The 16445-nt window shown below is 47.6% G+C and carries 15 protein-coding genes; 5 read left to right on the plus strand and 10 right to left on the minus strand.

Annotated features, from left to right (window positions below):
• Positions 1-113: 113 nt before the first annotated feature.
• Positions 114-545: an HPP family protein gene (locus tag LMJ53_RS04475; protein WP_229584989.1), complete on the plus strand. Its 432-nt coding sequence runs from the start codon at positions 114-116 to the stop codon at positions 543-545.
• Positions 546-595: 50 nt separating this feature from the next.
• Here LMJ53_RS04475 and LMJ53_RS04480 read toward each other — a convergent pair whose 3' ends face one another.
• The 10 genes from LMJ53_RS04480 to hisG all read right to left on the minus strand — a co-directional run bounded on the left by LMJ53_RS04480 (position 596) and on the right by hisG (position 12383).
• Complete coding sequence (locus LMJ53_RS04480) at positions 596-2752, minus strand: S46 family peptidase (RefSeq protein ID WP_229584990.1); 2157 nt, start codon at positions 2750-2752, stop codon at positions 596-598.
• A gap of 122 nt (positions 2753-2874) precedes the next feature.
• On the minus strand, positions 2875-4569 hold the full coding sequence (locus tag LMJ53_RS04485) for a PocR ligand-binding domain-containing protein (protein ID WP_229584991.1): 1695 nt from the start codon (positions 4567-4569) through the stop codon (positions 2875-2877).
• A 215-nt stretch (positions 4570-4784) separates the two neighbouring features.
• The gene (hisIE, locus tag LMJ53_RS04490) at positions 4785-5402 is read right to left on the minus strand and encodes a bifunctional phosphoribosyl-AMP cyclohydrolase/phosphoribosyl-ATP diphosphatase HisIE (RefSeq protein ID WP_229584992.1); all 618 of its coding nucleotides are present in this window, start codon (positions 5400-5402) and stop codon (positions 4785-4787) included.
• A 528-nt stretch (positions 5403-5930) separates the two neighbouring features.
• On the minus strand, positions 5931-6704 hold the full coding sequence (hisF, locus tag LMJ53_RS04495) for an imidazole glycerol phosphate synthase subunit HisF (RefSeq protein ID WP_229584993.1): 774 nt from the start codon (positions 6702-6704) through the stop codon (positions 5931-5933).
• The gene (gene hisA, locus LMJ53_RS04500; RefSeq protein ID WP_229584994.1) at positions 6686-7423 is read right to left on the minus strand and encodes a 1-(5-phosphoribosyl)-5-[(5-phosphoribosylamino)methylideneamino]imidazole-4-carboxamide isomerase; all 738 of its coding nucleotides are present in this window, start codon (positions 7421-7423) and stop codon (positions 6686-6688) included. Before hisA ends, hisF begins: the two co-directional genes overlap by 19 nt.
• Positions 7420-8013 (minus strand): imidazole glycerol phosphate synthase subunit HisH, encoded by a 594-nt coding sequence (hisH, locus tag LMJ53_RS04505; RefSeq protein WP_229584995.1) that lies wholly within the window; start codon positions 8011-8013, stop codon positions 7420-7422. Before hisH ends, hisA begins: the two co-directional genes overlap by 4 nt.
• Positions 8013-9083, minus strand: coding sequence for a bifunctional histidinol-phosphatase/imidazoleglycerol-phosphate dehydratase HisB (gene hisB, locus LMJ53_RS04510; protein ID WP_229584996.1), 1071 nt, complete (start codon positions 9081-9083; stop codon positions 8013-8015). The genes hisH and hisB overlap by 1 nt, the downstream gene beginning before the upstream one ends.
• Positions 9080-10156 carry a histidinol-phosphate transaminase gene (hisC, locus tag LMJ53_RS04515; RefSeq protein WP_229584997.1) on the minus strand — a complete coding sequence of 359 codons (1077 nt, stop codon included), beginning with the start codon at positions 10154-10156 and terminating at the stop codon, positions 9080-9082. Before hisC ends, hisB begins: the two co-directional genes overlap by 4 nt.
• The gene (gene hisD, locus LMJ53_RS04520; protein ID WP_229584998.1) at positions 10149-11471 is read right to left on the minus strand and encodes a histidinol dehydrogenase; all 1323 of its coding nucleotides are present in this window, start codon (positions 11469-11471) and stop codon (positions 10149-10151) included. The genes hisC and hisD overlap by 8 nt, the downstream gene beginning before the upstream one ends.
• Before the next feature lie 3 nt (positions 11472-11474).
• Positions 11475-12383 (minus strand): ATP phosphoribosyltransferase, encoded by a 909-nt coding sequence (hisG, locus tag LMJ53_RS04525; RefSeq protein WP_229584999.1) that lies wholly within the window; start codon positions 12381-12383, stop codon positions 11475-11477.
• 480 nt (positions 12384-12863) lie between these two features.
• Here hisG and LMJ53_RS04530 point away from each other — a divergent pair, with 480 nt between their 5' ends.
• From LMJ53_RS04530 to LMJ53_RS04545, 4 genes are all read left to right on the plus strand, one after another.
• Positions 12864-13112 (plus strand): hypothetical protein, encoded by a 249-nt coding sequence (locus LMJ53_RS04530; RefSeq protein WP_229585000.1) that lies wholly within the window; start codon positions 12864-12866, stop codon positions 13110-13112.
• A 146-nt stretch (positions 13113-13258) separates the two neighbouring features.
• Complete coding sequence (locus tag LMJ53_RS04535) at positions 13259-15205, plus strand: ATP-dependent DNA helicase (protein ID WP_229585001.1); 1947 nt, start codon at positions 13259-13261, stop codon at positions 15203-15205.
• Complete coding sequence (gene tsaB / locus LMJ53_RS04540; RefSeq protein ID WP_229585002.1) at positions 15202-15900, plus strand: tRNA (adenosine(37)-N6)-threonylcarbamoyltransferase complex dimerization subunit type 1 TsaB; 699 nt, start codon at positions 15202-15204, stop codon at positions 15898-15900. Before LMJ53_RS04535 ends, tsaB begins: the two co-directional genes overlap by 4 nt.
• Before the next feature lie 192 nt (positions 15901-16092).
• Positions 16093-16401, plus strand: coding sequence for a hypothetical protein (locus LMJ53_RS04545; protein WP_226749880.1), 309 nt, complete (start codon positions 16093-16095; stop codon positions 16399-16401).
• The last annotated feature ends 44 nt before the right edge of the window (positions 16402-16445 follow it).

Here is a 16445-nt window from a genome sequence, read left to right on the forward strand (position 1 = left end):
ATAAAAAGTTGATCTGTACCGAAGCAGTAACGGCTTTTATTCGTTATAACTAAAGGGTAGGGCAAGCACAGTGCATCCTGTTGCGCTGTGCTACTGCAAATAAGGAGTAACCGATGAGTATGCAAACTGTCACTGATTTAATGACCCCAGATCCGCTATCACTGCAACGCAGCGCCACCTTGAAAGACGCCCATGAGTTGATGCGGGTAAAAAATATCCGGCATATTCCGGTAATTGATAACGAGGGCTTCTTAATTGGCATGTTAACGCAAAAAGTGTTGATTGGTGCAGTGATTAATCTTCTGGCGAAATACGGTGCGGCGGCGCTGGATCATAAAGAACAACAGTTAGGTGTGGCGACATTAATGTTAACCGATTTTGCCACCGTCACACCCGAGCAAAGCTTAACTGATGTGGCTTCATTTTTTGTCAGTAATCGGCATGGTTGTTTGCCAGTGGTCTCTGGCGACAATAAACTACTTGGTATTTTAACGTCATCTGATTTTGTTAGATTAGCAGTACAGTTGTTGGCGGAAAAAGCATAAAGTGTCAGATGAACCCCCCAAGCCAGTGTCAACCGACTTGGGGGAGTGGTTTAGTTTACACCCAGTTCTTTTAACAAGTTATCGGCGTTATCGACAACTTGCATCTGCCATAACATAAAGCGTAAATCGACTTGGATTGAGCGCGTGTTCGCTAGGTTAAAATCCCAATCAGAGATAATAGAATCTAGCGTACCATCGAAAGCTAACCCCACAAACTCACCTTTACCATTTAACACGGCCGAGCCTGAGTTACCGCCAGTAATATCTAAGGTGGCAAGGTAGTTCACCGGAACTGAATTAATGCTAGCAACTGCGTAAGGGCCATAGTTTTTGGCTTTAATGGCATCAAGTTGATTTTGTGGTGCATTAAACTCACCTTCGCCGGTCGCTTTTTCAGTAATACCGCGCAGGGTGGTGAATGCGGTCCAAGCGTTACCATCTTCATTACCGTGAGCCCGACCGGTAACATTACCGTAAGTGACACGCAGTGTGCTGTTGGCATCAGGGTAAACGGCTTTACCTTGTGATTGCATAAAGGCAATTTTCGCGCGCATGTAACTGGCATAAGCTTGTTGGATCTTGCCACCTAGCTCTTCTTGCTCCGCTTCTTTTGAACGATCAGTTTTGTACAGTGCTACTGCGGCTTTAACAAAAGGATCATTGCTATTAGCAAATTGTGCGGGTGTGCTTTCTAGCAAGGCCGCGCGCTGTGCTGCATCCGTTAATACAGTAGCGGCATACCAGCTATCAATCAGCGCTACTAAAGCGGCTTGATCCATATTATCTTTGATGCCCATGGCTTTGTCGAAGTCGGCATTGCGTTGTTTTTTCGGTAAAGCAACATACTTAGTTAAGCTTTGCAGATCTAACGCTTTTTCTACACGCACATCAAAAGAGCGATCCATACCAGCGATAAAGGCTTTAAAGCGCGGTAAATCACGTGCCTGGAAACCTGCTTTTCGCTCTGCATCGGGCTTAGTGCTTTCTTGCGCCAAGCGGTACAAACTGCGGGCTGTGCCAAGTAAGCGAGGGCTCGCATTATTCAGTAAATAACTATCGCGGCCTTGTTGCTGCTGCTCTTTTAACAGTTTTTCGATATTAGCCAGATCTTTGGCATAGGCTTTTTTGTTGGCGCTACTGCTGTTGACCCAAGCGGTTAATGCTTGATGTTCAGCTTGTTTACGCGCTAGAAAATCGCTTTGTGCATAGCTGTCGAGCATGCCTTGGCGGTTTTTCATGTAGTTATTTAAACCTGCCACTCGGCTGGCATATTTTAATGCCGCATCACGGTCATTGGCCGTTTCGCGGCCAATAATGTCCAGTGTTTCAGCAAACTGGCTCACGGTGTTCGGATAGCTCCACTCAAAGGTGTCCGCCACTTCAGACGGTAAGCGATGGCGGTTAGTGCGCCCCGGATAGCCTAATGCCATCACAAAATCGCCTTCTTTTAAGCCTTCTTTCGCTAATTTCAAGTGAAAATCTGGGGTGTAAGGCACGTTGTCCGCATGGAAATCAGCTGATTTCCCTTCAGGGCTAACATAAGCTCGCAGAAAACCGTAATCACCGGTATGGCGTGGCCACATCCAATTATCGGTGTCGCCACCAAATTTACCGACACCTTCGGCAGGGGCGTGCACTAAACGCACATCTTTAATTTCTAATTGCTTGATTAAATAATATTCTAAGCTGCCGTAATAAGCCGCTACAGAACAGCGATGACCGGCATCTTGCTCACATTCAGCAACGATGGCTTTTTGATTGGCTTCAATCGCGTCTACACGCTTTTTGCCGGATAATTTGGCGGTGCTGGCATCAATCACTTTGTTAGTGACGTTATCAACCGCCTTAGTGACATAGATACGGCTACCCGGGGCGGCCGGCACTTCTTCGGCTAAAGTCTTGGCTAAAAAGCCATTTCTGAGTAAGTCATTCTCTGCAGTAGAGTTGTGCGCGATGCTATTGTAAATACAGTGATGGTTAGTGGCCACTAACCCCTGTGGCGAAACGAAAGACGCTGAACAACCACCTAAACTGACGATAGCGCCCATTGGGAATTCGGTTAATTTTGTTAAGTTGGCTGGATCTAATTCAAGGCCAGCTGCTTTTAATTCAGTGGCAATATTAGGCAGCTGTTGCGGCATCCACATGCCTTCATCTGCCATAGCGAAACCGCTGGCCAGTGCCAGTACAAGTAATGACTTTTTCATAAAATCTCTTAGTCTTATTGGATTAATGAGGATAACGAGGTTGCAGCGCTATAGTCGGTGCATGGCTCAGGCTTGTCAAGCCGTAGACATACACCGTTACACTTTTGTGAAGTTAGTGGACACTAATGAGTTTCGAACCAGCAAATGGCTTTAGCCTGCTGCTTAGCTTGATACATGGCAATATCGGCCTGACGCAACACATCTGAACTGTTGTGTTGTGCGCCATGGAATAAGTTAGCGCCAATACTAGCCGTGCAGCTATGCTGAACGGCATGCGTTTCGGTAAATACATGAGGCTCTGCTAAAGCCGCACTAATTTTTTCGGCCAGTTGTTGTGCCAGGGTTTTTGCTTTATCGGCATCACAGTCTAAATCGCATAACACAATCACAAACTCATCACCCCCTAGGCGAGCGACGGTATCCACTTCTCGTACTTGGTTTGTTAGCCGATTCGCTACTTCAATCAGTAGTAAGTCACCCACTTTATGCCCAAAGCGATCGTTCACGGGCTTGAAATTATTCAAATCGATAAATAATAAAGCACCAAAGCTGTTGCTGCGTTTGCTTTGTTTAAAAGCCAGTTGTAGGCGATCATCCAATAAGCGGCGATTGGCTAAACCGGTGAGATGATCATAAAACGCCATTTTATGAATATGTGCAGCTGAGAGCGAGCGGGAAATGGCAAGCTCAGCTAAGTTACTGAAAATGGCCATCTTGCTGCTAAACTCAGCCGAGGGTAAGCCGGGTTCTTTTTGATAAAAGCCAAATGCGCCTAACACTTTACTTTGGGCATTTTTTATCGGAATTGACCAACAGGCTCTTAACTCGTTCAATAACACTAATTCGCGATAGGCTTGCCAATGAGGATGTTGTAATAAATCTTCAGCCATAACGGCTTGGCCACTGTAAGCCGCACTGCCGCAAGATCCGGCATCAGGACCCGGTGTTAATCCATCAATAGCATCATTAAAGGCTTGAGGTAACGAAGGGGCGGCGGCCACGCGTAAACAATACTGCGCTTCATCGAGTAACAGTATCGAGCATAATATTTCAGGATATTGGGCTTCAATTTGTCGAACAAGTTGTATTAAAACATCTGACAATGCTGAACCATGACTGATCATACTGAGGATCTGGTTTTGCATTTCTAATTCGTGCGTTCGATTTTTTACTTGTTGCTCGACAATTTGCAGCATGCGGTCAGCTTTATAATTGCTATGGCTCAGCTCTGCGACTTGTTCTGCCAGAAAAGCGATCAGCTTCATCATCGCTTCAATTTTTGATTCTGGGATAATAGGGACTTCGGCAATCGCTTTTAAATAGCTATCTTCATCAAAACTAAGTGCTTTTGCTTGCTGTTTAAAAAAGTTTAAATCCGGTTTTTTTATAAAGAATTGGCCAATATAAAGATTAGCCACGTGCTTATTGAGTATTTTTACTGGCGCTGCACAGTCAATTAAGCCATTTAAACATGCATAAGTGGCAAAATCTTGCTGTTTTATCGCTTCGTTGGCGAGAGTAGTATCAGAGCTAATGCAATTTTTAAGGCTAGCAGGGTGCTGACGATGAAACTGCATACAAACGCGTTGCCAGTTAGATGAAGAGACGACTTTACCGTGTAAATCAATCAGCGCGATTGACACGCCCAAGGCTTTTTGAAAGTTCTCAAAAATGCTATTTAGCAGGTTGAGGTCTAAGGTTTTTAGAACAGACTGTTGCGCATCCGGTGCTTGGCTACTGGCTGAAAACTGCCACGACGCCAGCAAAGGGTTAAGATTTTGGACATCAAATTTGATGTCTTCTTTAAATTTGCCCATGCCAATTAATCCATTATTTGTCAGGCGTTAACTCAAGTTGTGATTTAGCGTTGTTGCAGCAAGCGCTAAATCACCCCAACGTCCAGCTACCCATGGTCTTTAAGCCAAAACGTCACTGTTAAGAATAGCATATATTTTGTACGAACGATGTCAGGATAAAGGCTGAAACGCCTAGTATGAGACGTTGTCAGCCGAGATAAATGGCTAGCGTATTGTTATTTATGACGATCTTGTAGCACTTTAATGACATCATTAAGTGCTAATTTTTGACTACGTAGCAAAACAAGTAAGTGGAAGATTAAATCGGCTGCTTCGTTTGCCAGCTCTTCTTTATCACCTGCCATCGCAGCCAGGGCTGACTCTACACCTTCTTCCCCCACTTTTTGCGCAATGCGTTTTACGCCTCGGGCGAATAAACTGGCGGTATAGCTGCTTTTCGGATCGGCACCTTCACGGCTGGCAATCACTTGCTCTAAGTCATACAAAAAGCTCAGTTGTGGGCTGTTGGCGTTATTATCATGCCAGCAGGTTTCGGTGCCTTCGTGGCAAGTAGGGCCCGCCGGCAGCGCCATAATCAGTAAGCTGTCGGCATCACAGTCTTGGTCAATGCTGACCAAACTTAGGGTGTTACCTGAGCTTTCACCTTTGGTCCACAAGCGCTGTTTACTGCGACTGAAAAAGGTAACCGTGTTGCTTGCAAGAGTGTGAGAAAGTGCCTCGGGGTTCATATACCCTTGCATCAGCACTTTACCTGAGATGGCATGTTGCACTATGGCAGGCAGTAACTGATTTTCAGGCCAGCTCAGTTGTTCAATTTGTTGTTGGTTCATCATTTAATTCTCACGTTCGAATGTGTATTTTGCCATGTCGCATCACCGTTATTTTTAGTACGCTTTACATGGTCATTGTAAGCAAAGAGGCTGTAAATACTTGCACGCCTCACAGTGATACTGTACGCAAAACCGCTGTAAACACTTCCACGCTTCACACTGATACTGCACGCAAAGACGCCGTAAATACTTCCCTGTAGGCTCCTCTTTGGCATCCATGCCAAAGACGCTTTGCTTAGCAGTATCAGTGTTTCGCTCCTCAGCTCAGAAAAAGCCCTGAGCTATGCAAGATCGATACGTCTATTAGCGTTATCTCTAGTCCGTTTCATATGAATACAGCACGCAAAGACGCCGTGAATACTTTCCTGTAGTGTGACAAACTTCAATCCAGAAGTTTGCCCTTTAGGCCAGCCTTGCTGTCCAAGTGGGCGAATATCATGGATGATATTCACAATCTAGCCCCGAGAAAGCTTCACGGCGTGTTACAGAGAAAATGTACGTAGTGCTTGCGTGGGTTTTATGGCTTTCCTTTTAAGGACGTATACTAATACCATCGGCCAGTAACTTCGCCTTTAGCTCGCTGATTTGAATAATACCTTTGTGGAAGACACTGGCTGCTAAGGCCCCATCCACATCAGCTTGCTGAAACACCTCGGTAAAATGCTGCATTGCGCCGGCACCACCACTGGCGATCAACGGCACCTTGCACAGATCCCGAATGGTTTTCAGCTGCGCCAAATCGTAACCTTGCCGCACCCCATCCTGATTCATGCAGTTCAGCACAATCTCACCGGCACCCAAGCGCTGCACCTCAGTCACCCAATCGCGAGTTAACCACTGCGTTTTCTGGGTGCGGCTCTCATCGCCCGTAAATTGATACACCTGATATTGGCCCGACGCCACATCAAAAAAGCTATCAATCCCAATGACCACACACTGCTGACCATAGGTTTGGTTAAGCTCAGCAATTAACTGCGGGTTAGTTAGGGCAGGGCTGTTAATCGACACTTTATCCGCGCCCATCTCCAAAATTTTGCCGGCATCTGCCACCGATTTAATGCCACCGGCCACACAAAAGGGAATATCAATCACCTCAGCAATGCGGCGCACCCAGCTCTTATCAACCACCCGGCCATCACTGGACGCCGTAATATCGTAAAATACCAATTCATCTGCGCCGGCTTCGGCATAGCGCTGGGCCAGAGGCACAATATCACCAATAATTTCATGGTTACGAAACTGTACGCCCTTTACTACCTTGCCATCGCGCACATCCAAACAGGGAATTAAGCGTTTTGCCAGCATGCAATGGCCTCCTCAAGCGTAAACTTACCTTCTAACAGCGAGCGACCTAAGATCACCCCCGCGACACCCGAGCCAATTAACGCTTGGATATCGGCTAATGAACCAATGCCGCCAGACGCTTGCCAAGCCAGCGTTGGATACTTACTGCTAAGCTCACGGTATAACGCCACATTAGCGCCAGTTAAGGTGCCGTCTTTACTGATATCGGTACAAAGCACATGCTTAGCACCGGCAGCAATATAACCGTCTAACACTTGCTCTAGTGTTACGCCAGACTCTTCAATCCAACCGTGGCTAGGTAAGGTTTTTTCGCCTTGGGCATTAATGGCCACATCTAAGGCTAACACAATGCGCTCACCGCCATATTTGCGGATCCAGCATTGTACCAACTCAGGTTCCCGAATCGCCAAGCTGCCAATCACCACGCGGCTGGCACCAGCAGCGAGTAAATCCATCACATCTTGCTCGCGGCGCACGCCACCGCCAACTTGAATTTGCAATGGCGAGTCGGTCATCAGCTTGGTTAACAGGGCAATTTGCCGCTTGTTGGCATCTTTGGCACCCGAGAGGTCAACCACATGCAGTAGCGGCGAACCGGCTTTGGCATAGCTATCGCGTAGCGTAAAGGGGCTGAAAGTGTACTCGGTGGTTTTATCGTAAGCGCCTTGGTAGAGGCGCACGACCGTGCCGTCAATTAAATCTATCGCCGGAATAATCACAACTGCCACTCCAGAAAGTTTTGTAATAATCGCGCGCCCACTTTACCTGAGCGCTCAGGGTGAAATTGCGCACCCACCACGTTATCTTTACCAATAACCGCGGCAAAGTCAGAGCCATAGTGGCATTGCGCTAAGCTATATTCGCTCGGCACCACTGCAAAGCTGTGCACAAAATACAGGTAATCTTGTTCAGTAAAGCCGGCCAAAATGGGGTGCTGACTGATCTGGTGCAAGGTATTCCAGCCCATATGCGGTAAGCGTAAACCGGCGGCATTAAGCGGTGCCACTTCGCCTGGAATTAATCCTAAACAGGCGACATCACCTTCCATACTGTGGGCGGTGAGCATTTGCATACCAAGGCAAATACCCAGCATCGGTTGCGTTAGGCTTTGTAAGGTGCTGATGAGCTCGCGATCGGCTAAATTATGCATGGCTGCTTTCGCGGTGCCAACGCCGGGTAAAATGACCCGCGAGGCACCACGGATCACCGCAGCATCACGGCTTATTACAGGCTCAACACCTAAGCGTTTTACCGCAAAATACACCGAGCTGATGTTGGCACAGCCGGTATCAACAATCACCAAACTCATTACAACACTCCTTTTGAGCTTGGTAGTGCTTCACCCGATACGGTAATGGCTTGGCGCAGTGCCCTTCCAAAAGCTTTGAATAAACCTTCTACTTTATGGTGTTTATTGCCTTCGGTAATGCTTAGGTGCAAAGACATCAACATGGCATCGCTTATTGAGCGGAAAAAGTGTGGCACCATCTCCAGCGTTAAACCGCCCACCGCACCTTCGCCCAGCTCGCCGTTAAACACAAACAGCGGCCGACCCGATAAATCTAAAATACACTCGGCGCGGCACTCGTCCATCGGCAGCACAAAACCAAAGCGGTTGATGCCTCGCTTATTGCCCAGTGCTTGCTTTAAGGCTTGGCCTAGGGCGAGGGCGGTATCTTCGACACTGTGGTGATCGTCAATATGTAAATCGCCTTTCACTTCCACTTGCAGTGAGAAACCGCCGTGGGTAGCTATTTGCTCTAACATATGATCAAAAAAGCCAACGCCCGTGTTGAACAGGTTATTACCACTGCTATCTAAATCGACCGTCACTTTAATATCGGTTTCGCGGGTGGTACGCACCACGGTCGCGCTGCGGCCACGGCTTAATAAGCGTTTGGTGATTTCGGCCCAGCCTAAGCTGTCACGTTGATACTGAAAAGCCGGTAAGCCCATGTTTTCAGCCAGTTGCACGTCGGTTAGCCGATCGCCAATCACATAAGAATTGGTAAAATCGATTTTACCTTGCTGCAGGTAGTCTTTGACCAAACCGAGTTTCGGTTTGCGACAACTGCAGTTATCCCGCTCAAAGTGCGGGCAAATCAGCACATCATCAAACTGAATACCTTGTGAGGTTAAAAGCTGCATCATTTTGTTATGGGGTGCATCAAAGGTATCGCGTGGAAAGCTGTCGGTGCCTAAACCATCTTGATTGGTCACCATCACTAAGCGATAACCCGCCGCTTGCAGTTTTAATAGCGCCGGCACTAAGCCTGGCTCGTAGGCCAATTTTTCAAGGCTATCAAGCTGCTTGTCTATTGGCGGCTCTTCTACCATGGTGCCGTCACGATCGATAAATAAAATAGGTTGGCCACTCATGCGGTTTCTCTCTGATTAGGTTGAAAATAACGTTGCATTGCGCCGGCTAAGCGCTGCATTTCTGCTGGGCTGCCAATGGATACCCGAACCACTTCTGATAAACCCAGTTGGCTAGATTGGTTGCGGATCAAGATATCTTCTGCAATCAGCGCATTAACACAGGCTGCGGCATCGCTTACTTGCAACAATACATAGTTAGCATTGCTTGGCCATACTTTATCAATGCCCGATAAGCTTGCGGCAAGCGTAATAAAGTCATCACGTAAAGCATTAATGGTAGCCACACTCTGTTGCATTTGCGCGATACCGGCGGGCGATAGCGCTTGCGCAGCAATTTGTGCCACCGGCTCGGCAATCGGATAGGGCGCAATCATTTTTTTCAGGGCGTTGATAATCTCAGGTGCTGCCAACGTAAAACCACAACGTAAGCCCGCTAAGCCAAAGGCTTTAGAAAGCGTGCGCAGGATCACCAAGTGCGGGTAGCGACTGAGTAGCGGCACCACAGACGCCTCTGGGGCAAATTCAATGTAGGCTTCATCAACCACCACTAAAGCTTGATCGGTAAAGTGCTCTAACACGGCGATAATATCTTCACGAGGAATGAGATCTCCGGTCGGGTTATTGGGGCTACAAATAAACACAAGCTTTGGCGAGGTAGCGAAAATGCCGGGTAAATCTAAACGCTCATTATCTTTTAACAGTACTTTATTCACCGACGTTTGATTGCTCTCGGCGCTGATGGCATACATGCCATAGGTCGGTGGGCAAATCGTAATGCTATCTTGCTTTGGCTCGCAGAAGCTTCGGATCAATAGCTCAATGCCTTCATCAGCGCCTCGGCTTACCAATACCTGCTCGGCAGCTAATCCTGCATACGCGGCATAGCCATCAATCACGGCTTTGGGTTGGCAAGACGGATAGCGATTAAAGGTACCCTCTAACTGATAAGCGGGCGCTAGCGCGTTTTCATTGGCATTAAGCCACACCGCACCGCCACTCATCGAGCTGCGGGCAGAAGCATAAGGCACGATAGCTTTTACGGCATCACGGGCCAGCGGGTGTACCTTAGACATGTTCAGTCTCCTTTAATAAACTGGCCAAGCGTAACCGTACCGCATTGGCGTGCGCTTCTAAACTTTCGGCTTCAGCCAGGGTGACAATGGCGGGGCCAATATTGCGCATCCCGGTGGCAGATAACTGCTGCACGGTAAAGCGGCGGAAGAAATCGGTCATCGACAAGCTTGAGACAGTGCGGCTATAACCATAAGTGGGTAACACATGGTTAGTGCCACTGGCGTAATCCCCAGCAGATTCGGGCGTCCACGCGCCAACAAAAATACTAGCGGCACTGGTAAAACGCTCGGTGAGTAGCTCAGCTTGCGCTGTTTGCACAATTAAGTGCTCAGGCGCATAGGCATTGGTCACGCTAATGGCGCTGTCTAAGTCCGCTGTTAAGATGGCTCGGCTGTGTGCTAGCGCTTGCGCAGCAATATCGCGGCGCGGTAAAGCGGCTAATTGCACACTAAGCGCTTGCTCTACGGCATCCAGCAAACTTGCGCTATCGCTAACTAAAATAACCTGTGAATCAGGGCCATGTTCAGCCTGCGAGAGTAAGTCTGCTGCGACAAACTCTGGGTTAGCCTGAGCATCGGCCAGCACGAGCACTTCAGACGGGCCGGCTGGCATATCAATCATCGCGCCTTTGGCATCTTGGCTTACTTGTTGTTTTGCTTCAGTAACATAGCGATTGCCTGGGCCAAAAATTTTATCCACTTTGGCAATCGTCTCTGTACCGTAAGCCAGCGCCGCCACAGCTTGCGCCCCGCCAATGGTATAAATTTCGGTAATACCACAGAGGTTAGCGGCATAAATAATCTCGGGTGCAATATCGGTTGCCAGCGGTTTACCCGGTGGCGTTACCAAGACTGCACGCGGGCAGCCGGCTAATTGCGCTGGGACACCCAGCATTAACACGGTAGAAGGTAAGGGCGCACTACCGCCAGGAATATACAGGCCGACACTGCCAATTGGGCGACTTTTCAGCTGACACATTACGCCAACACTGGTTTCAACTTCGATATCCCGCGGTAATTGCGCCGCATGAAACTTGCGAATATTGTCATAGGCTAATTCAATAGCGGCTTTGCGCTCAGGTTGTAATTGGCTTAACAACTGCTGCTGCACGCTGGCACTTAACGCCAATGGGTTATCGGTAAGCTGATCAAATTGCTGACTAAAACGTCGTAAGGCTGCATCACCCTCTGCTTGCACCGCCGCAATGATCTCGCGTACTTTCGGGGCAAGGCTGGCTGAATCAGGCAGGGCCGGTCTGGCCAAAGCAGCTTGTTGGCCAGCTTGATCAAGTTGACTCCAGTTAAAGCGTTGCATCGATTACTCCATCATCTTTTCAATAGGTAATACTAAGATTGAGCTGGCGCCCAGTACTTTGAGCTGTTCCATGGTTTCCCAGAACAGGGTTTCGCTGCTGACCACATGCAAGGCCACCATATCGTTATTGCCAGCTAAAGGCAGTAAGGTTGGGTTTTCTGCACCAGGTAATAAGGCGATTACTTCGTCTAACTTAGCGCGCGGGGCGTGCAGCATGATGTATTTGCTTTCGTTGGCTTGCATCACGCCCTGAATACGCGGCATTAATTTTGAAATCAGCTTTTGATGTTGGGGATCTGTTAGCCCTTTGCGCTGAATCAATACCGCTTTACTGCGGTAAATCACTTCAGCTTCTTTTAAACCGTTGGCTTCTAAGGTCGCACCGGTTGACACGAGATCACAGATGGCATCAGCTAAACCGGCACGCGGCGCCACTTCAACAGAACCGGTCAGCATTACTACGCGGGCATTCACGCCTTGCTGTTTTAAATAGCGTGTCAGTAAACGTGGGTAAGTAGTGGCAATAGTTTTACCTTCAAGGCTGCTTACACCTTGATATTGCTCTTCTTGCGGAACGGCAATGGATAAGCGACAGCCACCAAAATCTAAGCGGGCCAGCACTTCATAGTCCGCGCTTTCGTTGTCGATTTGCCGTTGCAGTGATACTTCTTCTAATACGTTTTCGCCGATAATGCCTAGATCACAGACGCCGTCCATTACTAAGCCTGGGATGTCATCATCTCGCACCCGTAAAATATCAATCGGCATATTTTCAACGTGAGCAATTAAGCGTTGTTCACGTAAATTGATTTTTAAACCACAGCTACTAAGCAGCGCTTGTGATTCAATCGACAAACGACCTGACTTTTGCATACCGATGCGAAGACGTTTACTTTCAATGGCTGGACTCATTGGTCACTCCGAAAATTAAAAACTGTAATTAAAAACAAAAAACCCCGTGGCTTAGGCCTGCGGGGTTGCGAGTAACAAGATGCACCGGAGGCCCAGACAACAGCCCTCCACCTAAGCGGTAAGGCTAGGTTGTATGATGATGATGCAATGTTACTGTTGAACGATTCATGCTGTAAATTTATCCAAAATGCTATGCTATACAAGTTACTGCAGCAGACTGTTTTTCGCAAGCGCTTTTTTTCAAGCAATCCAACGAGTAATTTAATGTAAATATATTAAAATCAATAGCATAAGTTAATGTTGTATTTTTTTAAGCTAAACAGTTGCAGAGTCGCTGTTTTAAAAATTAAACCATTTGGTTAAATTATGGTCAGGTTGTATAGGCATGCATTGCGCTGATAGCGTTAAAGTGATGCGATTTGCCGCCGATATAATATTTTGAGACCCAAATAACATTTTAATTACGGACAGGAGGCAAAAATGGATGCTTTTATGCCATTTATACAACGTATTCCGGGAACGCCGATTGAGCCGGACCCGAAAACGGTGTTGCCTGTTTTTAAAGAAGCACGCCTTGAGCCCCTCAAGCGCGAAGAGCAAAAGTACCTTATTTTACGCCGTTTTGGTTATAAAACCGGCTCCGCTGATGATTATCCTGCCGCTCCTTACACCACTCCCGAAGAAGATCAGCATGTTGATAAAGACGGGCATTTAGATATTTTTGTCTGATTTTTTAGCTGAACAAGGCATAATAGCCAGCATTACATCTTATGCAGCGGTTACGTTAGCGTTTCAAAGCCTGCGTTTAAGCTAATCAAGCCTTTGTGGAGTGCCAGTGAGCTATTGCAATTTGCCCGTTTTCATCTGGATAACATATGGCCGTTAAGTCTGCTAAAGCCTTTGCTGAAAACGGTATACTGGCGCAGCATATTGCAGGCTTTAAACCTCGGGCCGCGCAACTGGAAATGGCAACCGCTGTTGAACAAACCATTCAAAAAGACGGTGCCTTGGTGGTAGAAGCTGGAACGGGTACCGGTAAAACCTATGCGTATTTAGTGCCTGCGTTACTGTCTGGTAAAAAAGTGGTGTTATCAACCGGAACGAAAAACCTGCAAGAGCAATTGTACTTTCGTGATCTGCCAACCGTACTTCAAGCCTTGGCGTTACCGGTTAAAACGGCTTTACTCAAAGGCCGCTCAAATTACCTGTGTTTGTTTCGTTTAGAGCAGCATTATCAGCATATTCCGGTAGCTGATCCGCAACTGATCGCCGATTTAAGCTTAATCAAAAAATGGTCTGCAGAAACGCACAGCGGTGATATCGGCGAATTAACTTATATTGCCGAAGACTCTAAAGCCTTACCCTATGTGACGAGCACAACCGACAACTGCTTGGGTAAAGACTGCCCCGTTTATGAAGATTGTCATTTACTCAAAGCGCGTAAAGAAGCGCAGGCCGCCGATTTAGTGGTAGTGAATCATCACTTATTTTTTGCTGACTTAGCCTTAAAAGATACTGGCTTTGGTGAGTTGTTGCCAGAAATGGAAGTGGTGATCTTTGATGAAGCGCATCAGATCCCTGATATCGCCAGTGAGTATTTTGGCGAACATTTCTCTAGCCGTATCTTACAAGATCTGTGTAAAGACATTGAGTTAGTCGGCAAGGCAGAGTTAAAAGATGTCATGCAGCTTAGTAAGGCAGCCGATAAAGTGGCCAGCCTAACTCGCGATTGGCGGCTGCAATTTGCCGCAGATCCCGCGCGGGGCAATTGGCGGCAAGCTTATCAAAACCCGACTATGCAAACGGCGATCACCCGCATTAACGATGCGCTAGACATGTTGTACCAGATTGTTAAAAGTAGCTTAGGGCGCAGCCAAACCTTGGATAATTGCTACGAACGTTTAGCACAGCTTAAAAGCCAACTGCAAAAATTACTGCAGGTTGAACAAACGGGCGTGAGTCTTTGGTTCGAAACCAGCAAATTGCATGTTGGTTTGCATTTAACGCCACTGAGTATTGCCGATAAATTTAACAAGCTGGTGTTTGCTGAGCAGCGCAGCTGGATTTTCACCTCAGCCACCTTATCGGTAGATGAAGGGTTTGCGCATTATCAGCAGCAAATGGGCTTAACGGGCGCTGAAACTTTACTATTGGAGAGTCCGTTTGATTATGCGCAACAAGCGCTGCTCTGTGTGCCGCGATTTATGCCAGAGCCGCACGAGCCTGCAATGATGCATGCTTTATTAACTATGGCGATAGAGCTGATTACCGCTAATAACGGCCGTTGTTTCTTTTTATTTACCAGCCATCGTATGTTACAGATGATGGCTAAAGCCTTACCTGAACAAATTCGCCAGCCGGTGCTTATTCAAGGCTCTACCGGTAAACGCTTATTGTTAGAACAATTTGTGAAATTAGAAAATGCGGTGCTGCTGGGTACCGGCAGTTTTTGGGAAGGCGTTGATGTACGTGGTGATACCTTAAGCTGTGTCATTATAGATAAGCTACCCTTTGCCTCGCCAGATGATCCGTTGTTACAAGCGAGGGTGGAAGATTGTGCGATGCGCGGTAAAGATCCCTTTGCTGAGGTACAATTACCGCAAGCGGTGATTACCTTAAAACAAGGGGTCGGCCGACTGATCCGTGATGTCACCGATCGCGGTGTGCTGGTGATTTGCGATAATCGGTTGGTGACTAAACCCTATGGGGCGACCTTTTTAAAAAGCTTGCCACCGATGCGGCGAACGCGTGATCTCGGTGCGGCCAGTCAGTTTTTAAAAGAGATGCAAGGTTTAAAAGAGCAGCAACAAGGAAACTCATGAATTTTTTAGCGTTAGATACTTCTACCGAAGCGTGTTCCGTCGCGTTAAGTCACAATGGCAAAATACTGACCCTAGACGAAGTATGCCCGCAACAACACAGCAAGCGTATTCTACCCATGGTGCAGCAATTACTGGCTGAGGCCGGTATTAACCTGAATCAGCTAAACGGTATCGTATTTGGCCGTGGCCCTGGGAGTTTTACTGGCGTAAGGATTGGCGTGTCAGTCGCACAAGGTTTAGCCTTTGGCGTCGATGCGCCGGTATATGGCGTTTCGACTTTGGCGGCGATGGCACAAGCTGCTGCGCAGTTAAAAAATGCTCAGCACGTTATTGCTGCGATTGATGCGCGGATGGCTGAGGTTTATTTGGCTGTCTATGCTCGTGATGAGCAGGGTTTGATGCAGGCGATTAGCGCTGAAGTGGCGGCAAAGCCTAGCGCCTTACCCGCAGCGATAACCGCTTTAAATTTTGACACTGAGGTAATGGCCGTCGGCACCGGCTGGCAAACCTATCAGAGCCAGCTGCAAGGCATACTTTCAGCCAGCGTGACCAAAGATATTCTATACCCCTCTGCACAATACATGTTGCCTTTTGCTGATCAGGCATGGCAACAGGGCCACTTTGTTGCAGCAGAGCAGGCCGAACCGGTTTATGTGCGTGACGAAGTCACTTGGCAAAAACTGCCCGGCCGTTAACCCCCAACCACACTCACATCGCCAAAGACTGGTCAGACCGCACTCCGGTACAGGTCTGACCATACTCAGAGACGTTAGCTTAGAGATGCCAGCTTGCAAATGCGTATTAATATCACTGTTTGCAAAAGTTACTGGCTTGTTGGTTGATTACTTGTCTATAATTAGAACACTGTCCATTAGCTAAGAGCTTGCATGAGCATCAACGCCAGTAACAACATTAATCCTAGTAGCTTGCTAAATCCGGCAACGAATCGGCCACAGCCGAGTCGTACGGTGCAGCCAGAGCGGGAGAGTGTGGTTAAAGAAACGGCGGGTATTCGTTTTGAGCGTGATGCGGTGGAGCGATTAGATAGCGAGCGGGAAGCGCAAACTAACCGCCAATCTTTTCGCGATAACACGGAGCAACGCAACGAACGCGCGGTTGCTGCCTATCAAAGTTTGCAAAACGAACAACGCCGTAGCGAAGTTCAAGCTATGCTAGGTGTCGATCTGTACGCTTAATGGCTGTTAATTGTTTGCTTTAAATTTTTTCGCTTCGCTTATCC

Origin of the sequence: Rheinheimera sp. UJ51, assembly GCF_020819615.1 — a bacterium.
GTDB lineage: Bacteria > Pseudomonadota > Gammaproteobacteria > Enterobacterales > Alteromonadaceae > Alishewanella > Alishewanella maricola.

Bases quoted from the DNA above. Each gene is read 5' to 3' on its own strand.
- LMJ53_RS04475 (WP_229584989.1), top strand. From the start codon at position 114: ATGAGTATGCAAACTGTCACTGATTTAATGACCCCAGATCCGCTATCA.
- LMJ53_RS04480 (WP_229584990.1), bottom strand. From the start codon at position 2,752: ATGAAAAAGTCATTACTTGTACTGGCACTGGCCAGCGGTTTCGCTATG.
- LMJ53_RS04485 (WP_229584991.1), bottom strand. From the start codon at position 4,569: ATGGGCAAATTTAAAGAAGACATCAAATTTGATGTCCAAAATCTTAAC.
- hisIE (WP_229584992.1), bottom strand. From the start codon at position 5,402: ATGATGAACCAACAACAAATTGAACAACTGAGCTGGCCTGAAAATCAG.
- hisF (WP_229584993.1), bottom strand. From the start codon at position 6,704: ATGCTGGCAAAACGCTTAATTCCCTGTTTGGATGTGCGCGATGGCAAG.
- hisH (WP_229584995.1), bottom strand. From the start codon at position 8,013: ATGAGTTTGGTGATTGTTGATACCGGCTGTGCCAACATCAGCTCGGTG.
- hisB (WP_229584996.1), bottom strand. From the start codon at position 9,083: ATGAGTGGCCAACCTATTTTATTTATCGATCGTGACGGCACCATGGTA.
- hisC (WP_229584997.1), bottom strand. From the start codon at position 10,156: ATGTCTAAGGTACACCCGCTGGCCCGTGATGCCGTAAAAGCTATCGTG.
- hisD (WP_229584998.1), bottom strand. From the start codon at position 11,471: ATGCAACGCTTTAACTGGAGTCAACTTGATCAAGCTGGCCAACAAGCT.
- hisG (WP_229584999.1), bottom strand. From the start codon at position 12,383: ATGAGTCCAGCCATTGAAAGTAAACGTCTTCGCATCGGTATGCAAAAG.
- LMJ53_RS04530 (WP_229585000.1), top strand. From the start codon at position 12,864: ATGGATGCTTTTATGCCATTTATACAACGTATTCCGGGAACGCCGATT.
- LMJ53_RS04535 (WP_229585001.1), top strand. From the start codon at position 13,259: ATGGCCGTTAAGTCTGCTAAAGCCTTTGCTGAAAACGGTATACTGGCG.
- tsaB (WP_229585002.1), top strand. From the start codon at position 15,202: ATGAATTTTTTAGCGTTAGATACTTCTACCGAAGCGTGTTCCGTCGCG.
- LMJ53_RS04545 (WP_226749880.1), top strand. From the start codon at position 16,093: ATGAGCATCAACGCCAGTAACAACATTAATCCTAGTAGCTTGCTAAAT.